Genomic DNA, 20,133 nt, shown 5'->3' with positions numbered 1-20,133 from the left:
AATGTCTGTCGATTATTCTACTATAAAAATACTTCCTGAACAAGCTTTAGAAATAGCACAAAAACATTATAATCTTGAAGGAAAAATAAAAGCCTTACCTGGTGAATTAGATTTTAACTTTAAAATTAGCACCAAATCAGAAAGTTATATTCTAAAAATTAGTAGGCCTAATGAAGATTTTGAATATTTAGAATTTCAACAGCACATCATTCAATTCCTTTCTAAAAAAGATTTATTGGCTCCTAAGGCGTTTCCGGATGCTCAAGGAAAACTAATTAGTGCTATAAAAGATTCTCATGGAAACACGCGATTTATAAGGTTATTGTCGTGGATAGAGGGAAGACTATGGTCTTCGGTGAACCCTATAAAAGACGATTTACTTTATTGTTTAGGAACCGAAACAGGAAAACTAACAAGTGCGTTAGAGGGGTTTGAACACGCAAAAAGTCAACGGCATTTCGAATGGGATTTAGCGCAAGCTAGTTGGACTTTTAATTATTTGAATTTGTTTTCTTCAGAGGAACAAACTATCGTTTCATACTTTCAAAAAAAATATAACGAGAATCAAGAGGTTTATAAAACACTTAGAAAATCGGTAGTCCATAATGATGCTAATGATAATAATGTTATTGTTTCAACCAGTTTAATAGACCCTAAAGTCTTAGCAATAATAGATTATGGTGACGCTATTTATACGCAATCTATTAACGATTTAGCGGTTACTATTGCTTATGCCATAATGAATAAGCCCGATTTGTTGGCGGCAGCTTTACCAATTGTGTCAGGTTACCATAGTCAATATCCATTACAAGAAAAGGAGCTCCAGTTTTTATATAATTTAGTAGCCATGCGCTTGGTAATAAGTGTAACAAAATCGGCACTTAATAAACAAAAAGAACCAGGAAACGACTATTTAGTAATTAGTGAAAAACCAGCGTGGGATGTATTACGAAGATGGAAGCAAATAGATGAAAACCTAGCTTATTTCAGTTTCAGGACTGCCTGTGGTTTTACAGCTCACCCTAATGAAACTTCTTTTTTGAAATGGGCTAAAAAACAGGAGATTTCTTTAAAGGAATTCTTTCCAACGCTCAATTTTAATCAGATTAAGAATATCGATATGTGTGTTGCCAGTACATGGTTGGGCAACGAAAATGAATACAACGACATAGAACTTACAAGTTTTAAAATTAAAAGACTGCAAACTGAAACCCCTAAAGCTTTACTTGCTGGGGGCTATTTGGAAGTGAGACCTTTTTATAGTACAAAAGCTTATCAAAAAGAAGGAAATTCTGGGCCAGAATATAGAACGACCCATTTAGGAGTTGACTTTTGGGTGAAGGAAAATACAGCTATTCACGCACCTTGGTCTGGAGAGGTTTTTAGTTTGTACAATAACGGAAACCATAAGGATTACGGTCCGACTTTAATTTTAAAACATAAAACCGATGACGGAATTCCTTTTTATACCTTGTATGGACATCTAACTAAAAGTAGTTTAGACTTACTTAAAAATGGTCAAAAAGTTGATAGGGGAGATCTCATAGCCTACGTGGGGAATAATACGGAAAATGGAGATTGGGCGCCTCATTTGCACTTTCAAATCATGTTAGATATGATGGACTATAAACACGATTTCCCAGGTGTTGCTTTCCCTAATAATGTATCTGTTTGGAGTAGTTTGTGTCCCAATCCGAATTTGTTGTTCAAGATGGATAGCCTTGATTCTATCCATCATAAAACAAATTCTCAATTAATGGCGTTTAGAAATAATCACCTAGGTAAAAGCCTGAGTTTGTCTTATAAAAATCCGATTAAAATGGAACGAGGTTCTGGTGTGTATTTAATAGACAATACAGGAAGAAAATATTTGGATACTGTAAATAATGTGGCACATGTGGGACATGAACATCCACGAGTAGTCAAAGCGGGCCAAGAACAAATGGCCGTTTTAAATACCAATTCTAGGTATTTACATGATCATATCAATGAGTTTGCAAAGGAGTTGTTGGACACATTTCCTAGGGAATTATCAGTCGTTCATTTTGTGAATTCAGGTAGTGAAGCGAACGAATTGGCTTTGCGAATGACCAAGGCCTATACCAAAGCAAAGGATATGATCGCTGTTGAAATAGGTTATCACGGAAATTCCAATGCTTGTATTGATATCAGTTCTTATAAATTTGATGGCAAAGGCGGACAGGGAGCTCCAGAACACACTCATATTGTTCCGCTTCCTGATACATTTCGAGGGATGTATCAAGGAGAAAATACGGCTGATAAATATGTAAAACATGTAGAGCAACAAATTGAAAATATTCATTCAAAAGGTAGAAAAGTAGCTGGTTTTATTTGCGAAAGCATCATTAGTTGTGGAGGACAAGTAGAACTTCCAAAAAACTATTTAAAAAAGGCTTATCAAGCCGTTAGAAAAGCTGGTGGGCTATGCTTAGCAGATGAAGTTCAAACGGGTTGTGGTCGTGTGGGACATACATTTTGGGGATTCCAACTGCATGAGGTTATTCCTGATATTGTGACTATTGGAAAGCCTATTGGAAATGGTCATCCGCTAGCTGCCGTAGTTTGTACGCAAGAAGTAGCTGCTGCGTTTGCAAATGGTATGGAATACTTTAATACATTTGGAGGTAACCCAGTTTCATGCGCTATAGGCAAAGAAGTTTTACAAGTAATAAAAGATGAAAAACTTCAGGATAATGCGCTTAAAGTTGGAACGTACTTAAAAGAGGAGTTGCTAAAACTTAAAAAAGAATTCGCAATCGTAGGAGATGTACGCGGTCAAGGTCTGTTTTTAGGTTTTGAACTCACAGATGAAAATAAAAATCCTTTAGCAGAAAAAGCAGCCTATTTAGCAAATAGAATGAAGGACTTTGGGATTTTAATGAGTACAGATGGTAAAGATAACAATGCGCTAAAAATAAAGCCTCCCATGGTTTTTTCTATTGAAAACGCTGATGAATTGTTAGGTAGATTAAAACAAATATTTCAAGAGGATTTTATGACGGTTTAATGGCATATTTTTAATAGATAATTTTTCCGTCAACCATCGTGAGTTTTCTATCTGCCATATCAGCTAATTCTTGGTTATGGGTTACAATAACAAAAGTCTGCCCAAATTCATTGCGTAGTTTAAAAAACAACTGATGAAGATTCTCAGCCGACTCGCTATCTAAATTTCCTGAAGGTTCATCAGCAAAAATAAGCTCTGGGTTATTTATTAAAGCCCTAGCAACTGCAACTCGTTGTTGTTCACCGCCAGATAATTCGTTTGGTTTGTGGTGATATCTGTCTTTTAAGCCTAAAAAATCAAGCAATTCTTTAGCTCGGTTTTCCGCTTCCAATGTTTTTGTTTTCTTAATATAGGCTGGAATACACACATTCTCTATAGCTGTAAACTCAGGTAAAAGCTGATGAAACTGAAAAATAAATCCAATATGCTCATTTCTAAATTTGGCTAAAGCTTTATCGTTTAATGAGCTAATATGAGTACCGTTAATAACAAATTCACTATTTTCTTTGGAAGAAGGCTTGTCCAAAGTACCAAGTATTTGGAGCAAGGTGGTTTTTCCAGCACCGGAAGCACCTACAACTGAAACAATTTCACCTTTCTTAATGTCTAAATCAACACCTTTTAAAACGTGTAAATCATTATAATACTTGTGGATGTTTTTTGCTTGAATCATATAAAATCTATAGAAGTGGTGAATTTAATACAATATGTCCTTATGTACAATTATCGGCCGCGTTTCTTATTAAAAATGTTTTTCATTTGGTTGTAATCTATATAGTAAACTAACCGAATGGAGAAGTTGTGGTCTATAGACTGTTTGAAAAGATTATTCACACTATCAAAATAACTATCTCTAGAGGCATTAGAGAAATCGAATAAACTGTTTCTGTATAAGGCGGTCAAGCTACTTCCTGGTGCAAATTGCCATGAGTACCCAAAGTCTAAATTCCAAGTATTAAAATTAACATTTGGGTCGTTTATATCGCTTAATGTATAATGGTCCTCGGTGCTTAATCGTCCATTGTCTTCTAGGGTATATAATTGGTTGTTATAGCTTACCACACTCCAATAATTTCTAAAGGATAAAGACAAAGCATGAAACACATTAAAATTGTAGTTTCCAGTTATCGAGTTAACAAGGGTGTTTTGGTCTCTTTGTCCAAATATAATATCGGTTCCTAAATTTTGAATATAACCTCTGTCTCCTTTTGCTTGGCTGTAATCCATTCTATATATTAGTGTGAATCGGTCGTTAAACCTAACTCTGGGGCTGAGCCCGAATTCTAAATTAAAAACATCCCGACCGGATTCAAACATGGTTTCAAAACCAAGTTCTGCATCTAAAGCAAAAGTTTTGTTGTAATTGGATGAAATCCATCCGCTTGAGCTTAAAAAGTTTTCATATATAAAATATCGACCTTCCGACCTAGCTTCGTAATAGTCGTATTGCTTTCCTATTTCATAGTTAATTCGTGCTCCATAACTAAGTAGGTTTTTATTTTCTAAGGTTATTCTACTTCCAATATTGTTACCTGTGTACGTATTGGGGTTGTATAGCATCTTGTAGTTATACCAAAAACCGTAATACAAATTAATTAAGTTGCCAATAGGCTCAAATATTTGATAAGAAAAATCGGCGCTAAAATTGCTGTAGTTGTTTTTGAAATTTATTCCAAAGTCATTAATGTCATAGTTTTTATCGGCTAGTTCATGGCCGATACTATATTGATAATTCCCACTTATTTTACCAATTTCTAACTGGGTGTTAAAACCACTTGAGTGATCGTTTTCTAAATTTAAAAAACTATGTTTTACAGCGGTGCTAATTCCAAAGGTATTCTTTTCGTTTACTAAATCTAAAAGTAAAGCGGTTACGTTAGCATCTCTAAAATGCCCATTTCTAGTTACATTGGTATTTATTAAACTTACAGAGGAGTTTCCTTTAAACTGCTGATCAACCACAAAAATATTGTAGTTAGTTAAGGGTTCTACCAATTCTTTTCTAGAATTGGTACTTATCGTATCTTTAATTTTGGCATAGGTTTTTTGTGTTATGGCATTAAACAAACCTATTCCAAAGCCTTCTTTTGTTCTTCCAGAAACTTTAAAAGCATTTAACATTTTTACTTTTTCCGGATAGTTTTCTACCACTTCGTTGGTACCCAAAGTAACATCTCCGGTAGGGGAATTTCCAATACGTCGGGAGTAAAATAAATCTCCTTTAGTGAATAAATCTACGCCTTCAGTAAAGAATTGACGTTGTTCAGAAAATTGCTGTTCAAATGGTCCTAGGTTTAGTTCAACATCGTCAAACCCTACTTGACTAAAATCAGGGATTAAGGTGGCGTCTAGGGTGAAGTTCTCGGTAATGCCGTATTTTAAATCTAATCCAACATGATAGTCATCGCTCATATCGGCAGCGCCTTCTTTGTTAATTACAGTTGAAGCATACGGATAGAGCATAAGTCGAGTAGGAGGTTGGATGTCTTTGATACCAAGCAACTGCCCGTGATATAAACTAATGCGACCAACTTCAGGATCGATTGGGCTCCAAGTGTACTGCGATTTATGTGAACGAAATTGCCTATGAAATTGCAAACCCCATACATGTTCTATGTTGTTAGAAAAGCGCAAAGCTGAATAAGGGATTTTCATTTCAACAATCCACCCATCGGCAACAATTTTTACAGCACTTTCCCAAACAGCATTCCATCCAAAATCTTCTCCTATATTTGGAGAGCTAATGGCGTCTGCTTGATTCCCTGTAGGAAAAACAAAGAATTCTACGTCGTTTTGTGAGTCGTCATAAGGATTTAAAACCACTGCAAAAAAATCATTGATTCCAAAATTGTCACGACTTTGAAATTGTTTGGTTATTTCTTCAGGATTATCGTAAAGATAGGCCCCAAAATAAATAGCATCATCGTCGTAAGTAACCCGAACGATTGTTTTTTGATACGGTTTTTCTTGTACTCCTACATCGGGTTTAAATTGAACAAAATTTTCAGCTAATGCAGCATCTTCCCATGCTAAATCATCTAAAACCCCATCAATTTTAGGAGCAATATCTGTTCGTTTTATATGAAGAGATTTTTTCTCTTGTGCCAGTAGAGAATAGGAATATAATAGGAAGATAATTAAAAATAAAAATGGCTTCATTAAAATAACATGCTAGGTTGATGGGTTAAAAATACAATTATTCTAAATAGGTATGTCTTTCTTAGCAATGCTAAACATGGAAGGCTAAAAAGAAACCAAGTACAAGGGGAAAATAATCTAAATTGATGGAATTACTTAACTCTAAAGTTACTAAAATGTTTTTGAACTCTAATTTTGGAATGTTTTTTGGTATGATATAGGTAATTAATAAATTATATGACAGTAGAAAATCGTTCCAAAATAAAAAAACTCCTATTAGGAATCTTATTTGATTTGTTAGGTTATGTTTCATACGTGTTTCCTCCCTTCGATTTTGTTTGGGCACCTTTATCGGCTTATTTAATGACGAAGTTGTACCCAGGAAGAAAAGGAAAAATAGCAGCAGCTATTTCTTTTATTGAGGAAGCTTTACCAATGATAGATGTTATCCCATCGTTCACACTTATGTGGCTGTATACCTTTGTGTTTTCTAGTAATAAAGAAAGGGTGCCCATTAATGCAAAGCAATAAATAGTAAAAAAGCTCTCTCAAAATAATCACTGTTTTGAGAGAGCTTTAATTTTAAGCTAATAAAATAGCCTACAAACTATAAGAAAGTGAAACACTAATGTTTCTTCCTATATTGTAAATACCTTCATCCTTTAATCTTGACAAATGGTTTATATAGGTTTTGTTTGTTAGGTTCGTTCTTGAAACAACAACATTCAAATTGTTTTTGAAAAGCGTGATATTTCCACCCATTCCAGCGCTTAATAAATTATAACCTGCAGTATGGGTTTCGAAAGTATTGCTGTTGTTTTGAGCAAATGTAGAGTGTAATTTTACAAAACCGCTAAGTTTATCAATCCACTTAGTGTCAAACTCTACTCTCAAGGTGTTACTCAAGCTATTGGCAGGAATTAAAGGTAAATAACTGCCGTTATCTTGTTTTCCGGTGACTGTTTCAAAGCTACTTTCCACATGCAACCAATCCAAAGGATGTGGATGAAAATGAAATCCAATTTCACCCCCATACAATTTAGCATGCTCTTGCACATAATGGTAAACAGGTGTGCCGTTTATAGAAGTACCATCGGGTTGTAGGAAAATATAATCGTTTACTAGATTGTAGAAACCATTTACAAAAACTTCCACATGTTCACTTTTAAATTCAAAAGACAAATCTGTTTGGAAGTTTTGTTCGTTCGTTAAATTTTCATCTCCAACTTCAAATCTATTAGTGCCTTCATGTGTTCCGTAGGAGGTTAATTCAGCAAGGTTGGGAGCTCTAAATCCAGAGGCTAGATTTAATCGGGCGGTAACCAGTTCAAATAGATTAGTTTTTACACCTAATGCGCCGTTAAAGCTATTAAAGTTTTTAGAAAACCCTTGTACTAGGTTTACTTGTCTAGTATCAAAGCGCGCCCCAATTTGTACGTCCGCTTTATTAAAATGAATGTGCGTCATTCCAAAAATACCAAAATCGTTTGTGGTAGCGTCAGGAATTAATAGTTCGTCACCATAATTTCCATTAGTTTGATGCATGCCTTGTGTTCCTACAATGGTTTCAAATTTGCCATAAACCGGTAGTTGATATTTAATGTCGTAATTGAAGGTTTTAAGCTTCATGTGAAGTGCAGCATCTAATCCATGATGTTCATGCTCATGTTCATGTCCATGTTCTTCGTCATGATTGTCATGCTCATCGTGATGATGTGGTTCTTCAAATTCCTTTCTATCATTATAAATATATCCTAAATTAATATCTAAGCTAGAGTTTTCGAAATAGATATTGGACTTGGAACTAAACACGTGATTGGTGATATCTTGATAGGGTAATTCAGGAGTTTTACTTGTTGTTTGCTCTCCAATTTCACCAGGAATTCCAAGTTTGGAATGATTCATATTGTACCTAAATTCCGTTTTAAATTGCTTGTCTTGAAATCCAATTCCAGCCTTAAAATCTTGTTCCTTGAAACGTGAATTGCTCACGCGATAGTCTGCTGTTTTATAATCAGAATGTTCGCTCATACTTCCTCTGATAAGGAACTTCAACTTCTCAGCAGATTCCTTATAACCCACTTGGGCCTCGTAGCCTAATGTGTTTCCAAAATACGTGCCTTCAAAGTCGGCGGCATTAGTGTTTTGTGACGCAAATTTTTCTGGGTTTATATATAAAACACCTCCTAGTGCATCGCTACCATAGAGTAGGGAAGCGGGGCCTTTAATAACTTCAACACTTTCTACTCCTGAGCTATTTAAACCTAAACCGTGTTCGTCTCCAAATTGTTGGTTTTCCAATCTAACTCCTTGTGTGTATACTAAAACCCTGTTAGAGCTAAGTCCACGAATAACGGGCTTACCTATACCAATACCCGTGCTAATACTTTCTACGCCTGCAATATTGCTTAACCCATCGGAAAGAGTTAGAGCTCCTCTGGCTTTTAAGTCTGCAATTTTGGCTTGCTCGACTTTCATAACGTTTTCGCTTTGTAATTTATGGAATGGTGTGGATATAATTATTTCACCCATTTCAATAGCCGAAGGCTTTAAAACAATTTCAAGCTTGGTATTTAAAGGAATGTTAATGGTTTTTGAAAAGGACTCGTAGCCTATAAACGAACAAACTATTTTATAATTTCCAGAAGGTAAATTGTTTATAATAAAATAACCAGAATCGTCGGTGGTTGTTCCTTTTTCTAATTGTGGAAAATAAATGTTGGCAAATGCAATTGGATGGTTTGTATGGTGCTCAATTAAGGTTCCTTCTATGGTGTTTTGCGCGAATAAAACGGGCGTAAACCATAAAAGAAACAAGTATATTATTTGTTTCATGTATTAAAATATAATAGTTAAAAAATAGAGGAAGCTGAATGAAATTCAGTGCCTAAAAATTGGGTTATAAAATTAACTATTAGATGAAGGAGGACCACGAAGGGAAAAATGAAGCGCTTGAAATTCACTAATAAAGAAGTATTGTGAATGAGCTTCTTGAATGGAATCTTGTTTTTCAAGAAGTTTATAAGGGTTTTCTTGAAGGGTAAATACGGTGTTTATTTGGAATTTATGAAACTCACAATCCACATCTAAGGTGTGTAAGTGGGTTTGAGGCTCTCCTAAACAAACTTCATGTTTATGATTGTTATGGCTAAAAGCATGAGACAATTTAACAACAGAAGGTGTGAAAACCAATACAACCAAAAGTATGGAAATCACTCTAAAAAGAATATGTTGTTTTATATGTTGCATTAATCTAAAAAGCGCTTTAAGCCAAATCTACGAAGCATTTTCTTCTCAAATTCCCAAAAGAATTTAAACTGACCAAAAAGCCAACCTGTAGTGACTAATAGAATTTGATAGAAAACGAGCCCAATGATAATATATAAAACCCAATAGACGGTAATATTTAAGTTTTCTTTAGTAATTCCAAGGAGTTTGATAATAGGTCTTCCTACGAATAAAGAGGAGGTTCCAGTAATGGCGAAGACAATAAAAATACGAATCATCTCCCACTTGTAGTCCACCACCCATTTGTTTTCCAATTTTTTAAAAAGAAACAGAATGAATTTTAATAAACCAAAAAACAATACCCCAGTAACGCCTATTTTAACTAGTAAATGAAATTCTGTTAAAAAGACATTTGCTAATCTAAATGAGCTATAAACTAATAGTAAAATCCCTAAAAGAGGAAAGATAAGTTGCCAGTTTTTCTGTATTTCCCAGTGTTTTTTGAAGTTCTCCATGCACGCTCTTTTAAAGTTGCAAAGATACTTTAAATTCTAGGAATATAACTAGTTAATTGTTGCTTATAGGTTAATTGAAAGTATATGAAATAGTTATATAATTTGTAATTGACTTCGTAACCATAGTCAACCGTTGGGTCGTAATAAATTCGAGAATCGTACAAGCCAGATGGATATTGTAAGGGTTTCAGGGCCCGATCATTCCAAGCATCTACATACTGTCTGTTTCTGGTTTCCATAAAGTCTTGTTCGTAATAGCCTCTGGGTCTAGCTTGGGTTTCTAGCCACAAGTTGTAGCCCGGCTCTATAATAATTAATTCATACTCTAAATCGTTATTAGCAATGGAAACAGTGTCGTTTTCTACCAAAGGCGCGTCATTCTTATTGCTAACTAAATCTGTGTTTTTAGAAGATTTACAGCTATATAAAAATCCGAGAATTAGAAAGAGGTATAATATGCGTTTCATAGCGTTTTGTTTATCTTAAAGATACAAAATTCATAGCTTGTATGTATTGGCTTTAACAAAAAAAGTCAAACCGAAGTCTGACTTTTTTGTGTTATAAACATAATTTTTATTTGCCAAAAAGACCACCAAGTAAGCCTCCAAGACCACCTTTCTTTTTGTTTCCACCTAAAACCATACCAGCTACATCATCAATAATACTTCCGTCGCCATCAGCATCTAGGATAGATTCTAAAAAGCTTTGTTCGTTTTTAGAAGAATTTCCGCTTAATAAACCACCTAATAAACCTTCTAAACCAGATGGATTACTCACATTTTTTTCTTTTGTTTCTTTGGCCAACATGCCCATAAGAATTGGGGCTGCCACTTTTAATATATTGGCTACAGATCCTGAGTCAACTCCAGCACGTGCACCAATAGCATTTTCAACATGTTGTTGCTTGTTTCCTAAAACGTGGCCTAATATTTTGCCTCCATCTTTTATCACATCATCGTTAACTCCTCCAGAGAAAAGTCCGCCTAGATTGTCTAGAATGTTTCCTTCTTGTTTACTGTTTAAAGCTCCCAAAAGCCCTTCAGCACCTTCAGGTGTTGCAGCGTTGCGCTTCATAGCTTGCATTAACACCGGTAAAGCCATAGTTAAAACTTGACTTGTTTTATCTTTTGGTTGGTTGGTTTGTCCAGCCACTCCGTCGATGATGGTTTTACCCATATCGCTATTTAATAAATCTAAAATTCCTGCCATTATTTTTTTATTTTATGAATATGTTAAAATACAAAAAAGTCTTTAAGGAATAAAATTTAAAGACTTTTAAAGTATCGTTTGTTAAAAAGTTTAAGCTTTTTCTGCTTTTAAAAGCTTGGTAATTTGTTGTGCTAGTTCAATACCTATACGTTCTTGGGCTTCGTTTGTAGAAGCTCCAATATGTGGGGTTAATGAAATTCTTCCATTCATTAAAACTTGAATGGCAGGAGTAGGTTCTTCTTCAAAAGTATCTAATCCTGCAAAAGCTACTTTTCCACTCTCTAAAGCTTCAATTAATGCGACTTCATTAATAACACCACCTCTAGCTGCATTGATAATGCCAACCCCATCTTTCATCATGTCGAAATGTATTTTCTCAATAACATAGCTGCCTTGTGAAGGTAAATGCAAAGTAACGAAATCGGCCTTTTTTAAAACATCTTCCTTAGGTTCTGTTTCAATTTCAAAGTTGATAGACTGCCCGTCAAAAAACTCTAATTTAATAGTAGCTTTTTCCACAATTTTATCGCAGGCTATAACACGCATACCTATACCTAAAGCAATCTTGGCAACTTCTTGTCCTATCCGTCCGAAACCAATAATACCCAAGGTTTTTCCTCTTAATTCTGTTCCCTTGGCATAATTCTTTTTCAGGGATTTAAATCGAGTATCGCCATCTAAAGGCATAATTCTGTTACTGTCGTGTAAAAAACGTACCCCGCCAAATAAATGGGCAAACACTAATTCGGCAACCGATTGAGAGGATGCAGCTGGTGTGTTTATAACATGAATGTTTTTGCTTCTAGCATAGTCCACATCTATGTTGTCCATTCCAACACCTCCACGTCCAATAATCTTTAAACTAGGGCAGGAGTCTATTAAAGCTTTACGCACTTGAGTGGCGCTTCTTACCAATAACACCGCAATGTCGTTTTTATTGATATAGTTGCTTAACTGTTCTTGTGCTACTGTGGTAGTAATTACTTCAAAACCATTTTTTTCTAAGGCTTCTATACCACTTTTTGAAATTCCGTCGTTTGCTAGTATTTTCATTGAAAAATTAGTTTGTCTCTCATCAAAATGAGAATTTATTTTTCTCCATAACTTACTAGATGAAAAGGCTTGTTATGGAATGTGTTTATTTAAAATGTAATTCTATAGGCTTTCAAACCTACTTAGGATTCGCAATGTTAAGATGATTATGCTTTTGACTCCAATTCACTCATAACTTCTACTAAGGCTTTAACACTATCTAACGGAAGCGCGTTATACATAGATGCTCGGTAACCTCCAACGCTTCTATGTCCGTTAACACCACTAATGCCTGCTTCCTTAAGCATGGTTTCAAAGGTTTCTTTTAAATTATCGTTAACTAAAGTAAAGGTGGCATTCATTTGAGAACGATCTTCCTTGGCAGCAAATCCTTTGAATAGAGGGTTTAAATCAATTTCCGAATACATAACTCGAGCCTTCATCTCGTTTTCTTTTTCTATAGCTTTTACACCGCCAAGGTTTTTTAACCATTCTAAGGTTAACATGGAAGTGTACACTGCGTATACAGGAGGTGTGTTAAACATACTTCCTTTTTCTATATGTAATTTATAATCCATCATAGATGGAATTTTTCTAGAAACTTTCCCCAGAATATCTTCCTTAACAACCACTAAAGTTGTTCCAGCAGCACCTAGGTTTTTTTGAGCGCCAGCATAAATTAAATCAAATTGTGAATAATCTAAACTACGAGATAAAATATCACTACTCATGTCGCAAACCATAGGGATATCGCATTTTGGAAAAGATTTCATTTGCGTACCATATATGGTGTTGTTGGAAGTACAGTGAAAATAATCGTATTCTGAAGGGATTTCATACCCTTTAGGTATATAATTGAAATTAGCACTTTGTGATGAAGCTACTTCATAAATGTCATCGTAAATACGTGCTTCTTTTATTGCTTTTGAACTCCATGTTCCAGTATTTAAATATCCAGCTCTTTTTTCTAATAAGTTAAGGGCTACCATTAAAAACTGGGTACTTGCTCCTCCATGTAGAAATAAGGCTTTATAACCTTTTCCTTCAAGACCTAATAGTTCTAAGGCTAATGATCTGGCTTTCTCCATAACATCAACAAAAGCTTTACTTCTATGTGAGATTTCTAAGATGGATAAACCTTCATTGTTGAAATCCATGATGGCTTCTGATGCTTTTAATAAGACTTCCTGAGGAAGGATGGATGGTCCGGCACTAAAATTATGTTTTTTCATATGTAATTTCCAATTAATTGAAATTGGTTTTTGGTTAAATATCTTTTTCCTAGCTATTTTAACACGAAAATAGAGAAAGAGATGGAAAAGTCTTAAGATTCAGCAACAAAGGTGCTAATTTCTTAAATAAATAGAAATATATTTTAATTTAATTAACAACTAAATTTTTAGCAAAAACTTAAGCGTGTCAACGCCATCGGCAAAATCCCAAAGCCTTGGGTTTTGGGTATCGCCAAATGCAATGTCGGTATTAAATAAGTTGTTTGAAACCACACACTGTATGTTGTCAGAGTTTTTATCTAAAGTACTTCTTAAGTCTTCTAATGACTCGTAATATTCATAAAATAGGGTAGCAATAGGTGAGGCGTAGCTAGCATCTTCTTTTATCATTAAAAAACCATTTTCTAGCATATCAAATTCGCTCATTAAATATACAGCTTTGTTGTAATCGTAATTATTAGCGTATTTGTGTTCATTAATAATAGGATGCCACAAATACATGGCTTTAAAAAAGCTGTCAAAATTATATCCTCTTGGAATAAATAATTTTGAAACGTTTCTACATCCTAGACCATAATATCTAAATATATCGTGAGATAGTTGTGTTAATTGTTCGTCGGTTTCGTTACCAGTTAAAATCGCAACAGAATTTCTGTTCTTTCTAATAATGGAAGGCTTGTCTTTAAAATAATATTCAAAATACCTGGCAGTATTATCGCTTCCCGTAGCAATAACAGCATCAAACTCCTTTAATTGCCCTTCAGTAAAGGTAATGCTGCCCTTAAAACTAGGGGCCACATATTCTAAGTATTTAGCTAAAAAAGGTAGAAGATGCTTGTCGTTAGACGATTGCTTCACCACCACATCATGCCCGGAAAGTAATACACAAAAAAAGTCGTGAAAACCAACTAATGGAATGTTTCCAGCCATAATAATGGCTACTTTTTTAGCTTCGCTAACATTAAATTTATAGTTTTTAGTGAATTCTGTGATGTTACTTTCGGTTAAAGCTTCTGACCAGTTGTTTAAAGCAAATAAAATATTTTCCTCTGTAAACCAACCATTGTATTCGTTAGCAAGTTTTATTTGGTGTTTAAAGCCATCAAAAAATAGGTCGTTATGCGGAATATGTTCCTTTTTAACGATACCATTTGTTGAAAACTGACTTAAAAAATCGCCTAATTTTACAAAGGCTTGGATTCTTTCTTCTAAATTCATTATAAGGTTTGGTTATGAATTGTTTTGGCTTTATTTTTGCAATTGCAAATTTACATAAAGCAAATGAGCAATGAAAGGTTTTAAATCTGATTTTAAATTTTATTTCCCCAAGAGTTTAACAAGACCTTTTTATAACTTAAAATCGAAGAGATTAAAAAAATAAATAGTTATGGCAATAATTATAACAGACGAATGTATTAACTGCGGAGCTTGTGAACCTGAATGTCCAAACAATGCCATTTATGAAGGTGCAGACGATTGGAGATATAAGGATGGTACAAGTTTAAGTGGTAAAGTAGTACTACCAAATGGTAAGGAAGTAGATGCGGAAGAGGCTCAAGAACCTATAAGCGACGAAATTTACTATATTGTTCCTGATAAGTGCACAGAGTGTCAAGGTTTTCATGAAGAACCACAATGTGCGGCTGTTTGTCCAGTGGATTGCTGTGTGCCAGACGATGCGCATGTGGAAACTATTGATGAATTGCTTGGAAAGCAACGTTTTATGCACCCAGAGGATTAATCATAAAATAAATACGAAATATATAACCCCAAGGTAATGCTTGGGGTTTTTTGTTTTTAGTTCATTAATACTTCTCATGAAAATACTCATGAACACGCACTTCCTTTTTCTGCTTGCTTAAGGCTTCTTGAGCGCGTAGTTCAATCCTTCTTATTTTTCCTGAAATAGTTTTAGGCAACACTTCAGTAAATTCAATGATTCTTGGTATTTTATATCGTGATAAATGTTGTTCAGAATAATCAAAGAGCTCTTTAGCTAATTCTTCTGAAGCTTTTGTTCCACTGGCTAAAATAACAAATGCTTTTACCGCGTTACTTCGTAATTCATGCGGACTAGCAACTACAGCAGTTTCCAATACTTTTGGGTGTTCTAAAAGAACACTTTCTACTTCAAATGGACCTACTCTAAAGTCTGAAGCTTTTATAACATCATCGTCACGCCCTACAAACCAAAAGTATCCTTCCTCGTCTTTATAAGCTTTATCGCCTGTATAATATAATCCGTGTTTAAATACGGCATCATTTCGTTCTTTATCTATTAAGTAGGTTTTGAAAACTCCGGTAATCCTATTTATATCATGTTTAAGGCAAATATTCCCTTCTTCCGAAGTTTCTACCTCCTTACCTTCATCATCGGCAATCACAACGTCATACAGAAATGTTGGTTTTCCCATAGATCCAAATTTTACTGGTTTGCCCGGGAGGTTACCAACTAAAGCCGTGGCTTCAGTTTGCCCATAACCATCACGAATAAGAATTCCAGTCGCTTTCTTCCAGACTTCAATAATTTCAGGGTTTAAAGGTTCACCAGCAGCAACACATTCACGTAAGGAAAAATTATAAGAATTTAAGTCTTCTTGAATTAACATCCGAAGGGATGTAGGTGGCGAGCAAAAGGTGTTTACTTTGAAATCTTGAATGGTTTGTAACTGTTCTTTAGCCACAAAACGGTCGATGTGGTAGCCCAGAATGGTGGCACCTACATTCCAAGGACCAAAGAAACTGCTCCAAGAGAATTTAGCCCATCCGGGTTGCGATATGTTATAATGAACATCGCCACGTTGCAAACCAATCCAGGAGCTGGTTGTTAAATGTCCTGTTGGGTAGCCAAAATGGGTGTGAACCACAATTTTAGGCATGCCTGTTGTTCCAGAAGTGAAAAAGTAAAACAAATCGTCATCAGAATTTGTTTCGGCACCTAAGGATTCTGTAGGTTCTGAAAAGATGTTATCTATAGAAATCCATCCTGCTCTTTGACCCTCAGTTATAATTTTCAGTTTAATAGTTTGTCCGATGTTCTTTTCAGCTTCATCAATTTTTCCTGCATTTGCAGAATCCGCTAAAGCAACTTGAGGTAGTACAGATTTAAAACGAAATTCTAAATCACGAACTTCCAAACTTGTGGCTGCTGGAATTATTACAACACCTCCTTTTATACCCGCTAAATAGCTATACCAATTTGGAGCTAATAAGGGCAATTGGATAAACATTTTGTCGCCTTTCTCAATACCGTGTTTTCGCATTAAATTTAAAAACTGATTACATCGTGCTGAGATTTCAGCAAAGGTAAAATCTTCTTGCTGATCATTATATTTCCATATCAAAGCCTTGTCGTTTGGATGTTCAAGAACATTAAGTGGCTCAAATATATCCGTAACCCAATTGAAGTGTTTGGGTTTTACCGGTTGTAAATTATGTAAACCATCAAAATCTTTTGCTTTTATGGCTTGTGCTACTCGCTGGTATAATTCTAAAATCTTCATTTTTAATAGCTTTTATTTATTAAAATTATGCATATAAATTATATATGCAAAGCTTGAAGACTTAAAAAACTAATTTGTTTTATGGAATGCATAAATCCAACCTATAATTCCTGAAACACTTTGGGGTCAGGATGATGATAGATGGAAATACAACTTGCACCAATAAGTACTATTATTTTATAGAAAGTAAGACCTTAAAAAGGTAAACCAATAAGTTCTGGATCAATAAAGTCTTTTGTATATGGATTCTCTAAAAAGCTAAGCATCGGCTTTTGAGGTTGAAAAATCTCTTCTTTTTGAATGCCATACACTTGCCAGTAATTAGAAAGCAATTGCGCATAAACATCTTCATCCCAGAATCCGAAAACAGGAGGGGTGCCTTCATTTTCAACTTCTACGGTAATGCCATGGTCTTGGCTTTCTATTTTGTATTTAGGGGTATATTGTAAGATGTAGTCGGAATAATGAAACCTAGCATAAAGTTCTTCAAATTGAACAGGATGTAATACATAACCTTGCATTTTATCTAAAATATCTTTTTGTTTTTCGCCAATAACTCCATTGTCTTGCAAGCAGGCAATAAAACCAAAGCCATTTACACCAAATTGAAACATCAAATTAACGGCATCATCCCGATAGCTAAAAATATCAGCTGAATACTTAAGCGGAAATACAACTATACTCCACGGTTTTTTTCCAACAAAGCTTATGGGTTCAATAACGGATTGAAGCATAAAATGAAAGTGTCCAAATCGTTCTTTAAGCTGAAGTGAAATATCAAATTCTTCACCTAACTTTAAAAGCCTCTCTCGTTCGTAAAGCATTTCATAGTACAGTAATCCGTAAACCATTCTTCCAGTCCATTGAAAAAGCAATTCCTGATCAAGTGAAGCCATACCTTCAAATCCATTTTTATAGGCCTCCTGAATTTTAACGTCCAAGGCTTCAAAAGCCTTTTTTACTTCTGTGGAACATGGCAACCGCAAATCTTGATAGTGATAGGTTTTAGTCTTGTCCATCATCTCAATTTTTTCATCGCCAAATTTAAAATGATCCATAAGCCATTTCGGGAATACACTCATAGTTTCATTGGTTAAAGCTCCAGAAAGAAAGCAAAAATGTTCGTCAAAAATTAAATCCTTAAAAGGATTGAAAAGCAATTGAGACATGTAGATTAGGTTTTTAAATATGGTGCAAATATAACCATAAACTATGGTTTGCTTTGCTGAATTTTGAGAATAACTGTAGTAAAAGACTAACAAAGAAAAGTTAATTGTAGCCATTTTCAGGCTTTTATTTCTATTTTTATCCGGTCAGATTTTATAGTGGAAGAATAAAGCAGCTTTTTCACTTTTATTGCTAAGGCTGGAACATTTTACCCAACTTTATTTAATAGCATACTTAATAACATGAGCAAAACAATTACTTTATTCTTCATATTCGTATTTTCAATCGCCTATAGTCAACAAACAAGTAGGGATATAGTTGCTAAAACACAGGTAAATGTTCTGTTTATTGGTAACAGTTTAACCTATAGCAATAACCTACCAGAACTAGTTAAGGAAATGGCTGCCCAGGAAGGAATTGAGATGAATTATAAAATGATGGCTTTTCCAAACTATTCGATTCAGGACCATTGGAACGTTGGAAAAGCCCAAAAATTAATTGCAAAAAAGAAATATGACTTCGTAATTATTCAACAAGGACCTTCTTCTCAAGTTAATGGTAGAAATATGCTTGTAGAATATGGCAAAAAGTTTAATAATCTTTGTAAAGAGTACAATACCAAACTTGGTTACTTTATGGTATGGCCATCTTTAAGCTACTACCAGACCTTTAACGGTGTGATTAAAAATTATAGAGATGCTGCGCGTATTAACAACTCCATTTTGCTACCAGTGGGTAAGGTGTGGAAAGAGTATATTGATAAAACTGAAGATTTTCAGTATTATGGATCAGATGGGTTTCATCCATCCTTACAAGGCAGTAAAATAGCTGCAAAAGTAATAGTTAACCATTTGTTTTTACAAAATAAAAATTTATAACATATCAATAATGAAAAAACTCAAATTTGTAATTTTATTCATGCTTATTTCAAATGTATTAGTAGCTCAAAATCAATTAAAGGTTGAGCCATTTGATAAGACACTCAATCAGTTTGTCAATGTACGCGATTTTTGTATTTCAAAAGATGGAAATGAAGCCTTTTTTACCATTCAAAGCCCAAGTCAGGAAATTTCACAGTTAGCATATATTAAAAAGAAAGATAACCAATGGTCACAACCAGAATTATTGCCATTTAATGATTCGTATATGTATTTAGAGCCATTTTTATCTCATGATAATAACCGCTTGTTTTTTGCTTCCGATAGGCCATTAATGGAATCCGATAATAAAAAAAAGGATTTCGATATTTGGTTTGTGGATAGAAAAGGTAAAGATGATGAATGGTCTGCACCGAAGAATTTGGGAGCTCCAGTAAATTCAGAATTGGACGAATTCTTCCCTTCTGTAAGCAAAAACAACAATTTATACTTTACCATGGTATCGCCTATAGGATTTGGAAAAGATGATATTTATTACTGTAAATGGGAGGATGGCAAGTATTCAAAACCTATGTTATTAAATGAAAATATTAATGGAGAAGGGTATGAGTTTAACGCATTTATCTCGGAGAACGAAAATTTTCTAATCTATTCTAAATACAACGAAAAAGATGGCCAAGGCAGTGGCGATTTGTATATTTCAAAAAAGGATGCGGATGGAAACTGGACAAAGGCTACAAATTTAGGAGTTCCGGTTAATACAAAATACATGGAATATTGCCCGTTTTATGATGAGCAAAACCAAATGCTGTATTTTACAAGTAAAAGGAATAATCTTAAGCCAAGGAAATTTAATTCCATTTCTGAATTCACAAGTTATATGGAACAAAATGAAAACGGACTTAGTAAAGTATATAAAACCTCTATAAAAATTGAATAGCACCTAAGGTTATTTAAATTAAGCGAACGCTCTATCTGATGTGTTTGGATTTGTATATGTCCCAAATACAGCGATGCTTTTTGGAAGGAGGTATTCAATTCCGGTTGTAAGGGTTCTTTTTACTAGGGTAGAGGAAGTAATAAAAAAAAAGTTTAAAACTGAATAAAACCAGCATCCAAAAATCCAACTAATTAAAACAAGAGTAAATGTGTGTTTTCTTCTTATTTTCGCTCAAAATTTTGGCAAAGAAGAAGCCAAGGGTA

General features: G+C 34.5%; 17 protein-coding genes. 5 read left to right on the top strand and 12 right to left on the bottom strand.

Annotation, left to right across the window (positions count from 1 at the left end; genetic code table 11):
- Position 1: 1 nt before the first annotated feature.
- On the top strand, positions 2-3,028 hold the full coding sequence (locus tag VKY41_RS04700; RefSeq protein ID WP_500813283.1) for an aminotransferase class III-fold pyridoxal phosphate-dependent enzyme: 3,027 nt from the start codon (positions 2-4) through the stop codon (positions 3,026-3,028).
- A gap of 10 nt (positions 3,029-3,038) precedes the next feature.
- Here VKY41_RS04700 and VKY41_RS04695 read toward each other — a convergent pair whose 3' ends face one another.
- Positions 3,039-3,701, bottom strand: coding sequence for an ABC transporter ATP-binding protein (locus tag VKY41_RS04695; RefSeq protein ID WP_500813282.1), 663 nt, complete (start codon positions 3,699-3,701; stop codon positions 3,039-3,041).
- A gap of 50 nt (positions 3,702-3,751) precedes the next feature.
- Positions 3,752-6,187 carry a DUF5916 domain-containing protein gene (locus tag VKY41_RS04690; protein WP_500813281.1) on the bottom strand — a complete coding sequence of 812 codons (2,436 nt, stop codon included), beginning with the start codon at positions 6,185-6,187 and terminating at the stop codon, positions 3,752-3,754.
- 216 nt (positions 6,188-6,403) lie between these two features.
- Here VKY41_RS04690 and VKY41_RS04685 point away from each other — a divergent pair, with 216 nt between their 5' ends.
- Positions 6,404-6,697 (top strand): hypothetical protein, encoded by a 294-nt coding sequence (locus VKY41_RS04685; RefSeq protein WP_500813280.1) that lies wholly within the window; start codon positions 6,404-6,406, stop codon positions 6,695-6,697.
- Positions 6,698-6,766: 69 nt separating this feature from the next.
- Here VKY41_RS04685 and VKY41_RS04680 read toward each other — a convergent pair whose 3' ends face one another.
- The 8 genes from VKY41_RS04680 to VKY41_RS04645 all read right to left on the bottom strand — a co-directional run bounded on the left by VKY41_RS04680 (position 6,767) and on the right by VKY41_RS04645 (position 14,600).
- Complete coding sequence (locus VKY41_RS04680) at positions 6,767-9,001, bottom strand: TonB-dependent receptor (protein ID WP_500813279.1); 2,235 nt, start codon at positions 8,999-9,001, stop codon at positions 6,767-6,769.
- Between the two features lie 72 nt (positions 9,002-9,073).
- A complete protein-coding gene (locus tag VKY41_RS04675; RefSeq protein ID WP_500813278.1) occupies positions 9,074-9,415 on the bottom strand; it encodes a hypothetical protein in 342 nt (113 codons plus the stop codon).
- Positions 9,415-9,909 carry a DUF6787 family protein gene (locus VKY41_RS04670; RefSeq protein ID WP_500813277.1) on the bottom strand — a complete coding sequence of 165 codons (495 nt, stop codon included), beginning with the start codon at positions 9,907-9,909 and terminating at the stop codon, positions 9,415-9,417. The genes VKY41_RS04675 and VKY41_RS04670 overlap by 1 nt, the downstream gene beginning before the upstream one ends.
- Positions 9,910-9,938: 29 nt before the next feature.
- Positions 9,939-10,376 (bottom strand): DUF6146 family protein, encoded by a 438-nt coding sequence (locus VKY41_RS04665; protein WP_500813276.1) that lies wholly within the window; start codon positions 10,374-10,376, stop codon positions 9,939-9,941.
- Between the two features lie 106 nt (positions 10,377-10,482).
- Positions 10,483-11,118 carry a DUF937 domain-containing protein gene (locus tag VKY41_RS04660; protein ID WP_500813275.1) on the bottom strand — a complete coding sequence of 212 codons (636 nt, stop codon included), beginning with the start codon at positions 11,116-11,118 and terminating at the stop codon, positions 10,483-10,485.
- Between the two features lie 90 nt (positions 11,119-11,208).
- Positions 11,209-12,171 (bottom strand): D-2-hydroxyacid dehydrogenase, encoded by a 963-nt coding sequence (locus VKY41_RS04655; protein ID WP_500813274.1) that lies wholly within the window; start codon positions 12,169-12,171, stop codon positions 11,209-11,211.
- Positions 12,172-12,317: 146 nt separating this feature from the next.
- Complete coding sequence (gene serC, locus VKY41_RS04650) at positions 12,318-13,382, bottom strand: 3-phosphoserine/phosphohydroxythreonine transaminase (RefSeq protein WP_500813273.1); 1,065 nt, start codon at positions 13,380-13,382, stop codon at positions 12,318-12,320.
- A gap of 159 nt (positions 13,383-13,541) precedes the next feature.
- Positions 13,542-14,600: an acyl-CoA reductase gene (locus VKY41_RS04645; protein WP_500813272.1), complete on the bottom strand. Its 1,059-nt coding sequence runs from the start codon at positions 14,598-14,600 to the stop codon at positions 13,542-13,544.
- Between the two features lie 169 nt (positions 14,601-14,769).
- Between VKY41_RS04645 and VKY41_RS04640 the strand changes: the two genes are divergently transcribed.
- Positions 14,770-15,123 (top strand): 4Fe-4S dicluster domain-containing protein, encoded by a 354-nt coding sequence (locus tag VKY41_RS04640; RefSeq protein ID WP_500813271.1) that lies wholly within the window; start codon positions 14,770-14,772, stop codon positions 15,121-15,123.
- Positions 15,124-15,187: 64 nt separating this feature from the next.
- Here VKY41_RS04640 and VKY41_RS04635 read toward each other — a convergent pair whose 3' ends face one another.
- Positions 15,188-16,885 carry an AMP-binding protein gene (locus VKY41_RS04635; protein ID WP_500813270.1) on the bottom strand — a complete coding sequence of 566 codons (1,698 nt, stop codon included), beginning with the start codon at positions 16,883-16,885 and terminating at the stop codon, positions 15,188-15,190.
- Between the two features lie 194 nt (positions 16,886-17,079).
- Positions 17,080-18,168, bottom strand: a complete 1,089-nt coding sequence (locus VKY41_RS04630) for a hypothetical protein (protein ID WP_500813269.1) — start codon at positions 18,166-18,168, stop codon at positions 17,080-17,082.
- Between the two features lie 126 nt (positions 18,169-18,294).
- Here VKY41_RS04630 and VKY41_RS04625 point away from each other — a divergent pair, with 126 nt between their 5' ends.
- Together VKY41_RS04625 and VKY41_RS04620 are read left to right on the top strand one after the other, a co-directional pair.
- On the top strand, positions 18,295-18,930 hold the full coding sequence (locus tag VKY41_RS04625; RefSeq protein WP_500813268.1) for an SGNH/GDSL hydrolase family protein: 636 nt from the start codon (positions 18,295-18,297) through the stop codon (positions 18,928-18,930).
- A gap of 10 nt (positions 18,931-18,940) precedes the next feature.
- A complete protein-coding gene (locus VKY41_RS04620; protein ID WP_500813267.1) occupies positions 18,941-19,870 on the top strand; it encodes a TolB-like translocation protein in 930 nt (309 codons plus the stop codon).
- The last annotated feature ends 263 nt before the right edge of the window (positions 19,871-20,133 follow it).

Source organism: Xanthomarina sp. (assembly GCF_035306605.1).
In the GTDB taxonomy this organism is placed as follows: Bacteria; Bacteroidota; Bacteroidia; order Flavobacteriales; family Flavobacteriaceae; genus Xanthomarina.
This window is presented reverse-complemented; position numbering and strand designations above follow the sequence as displayed.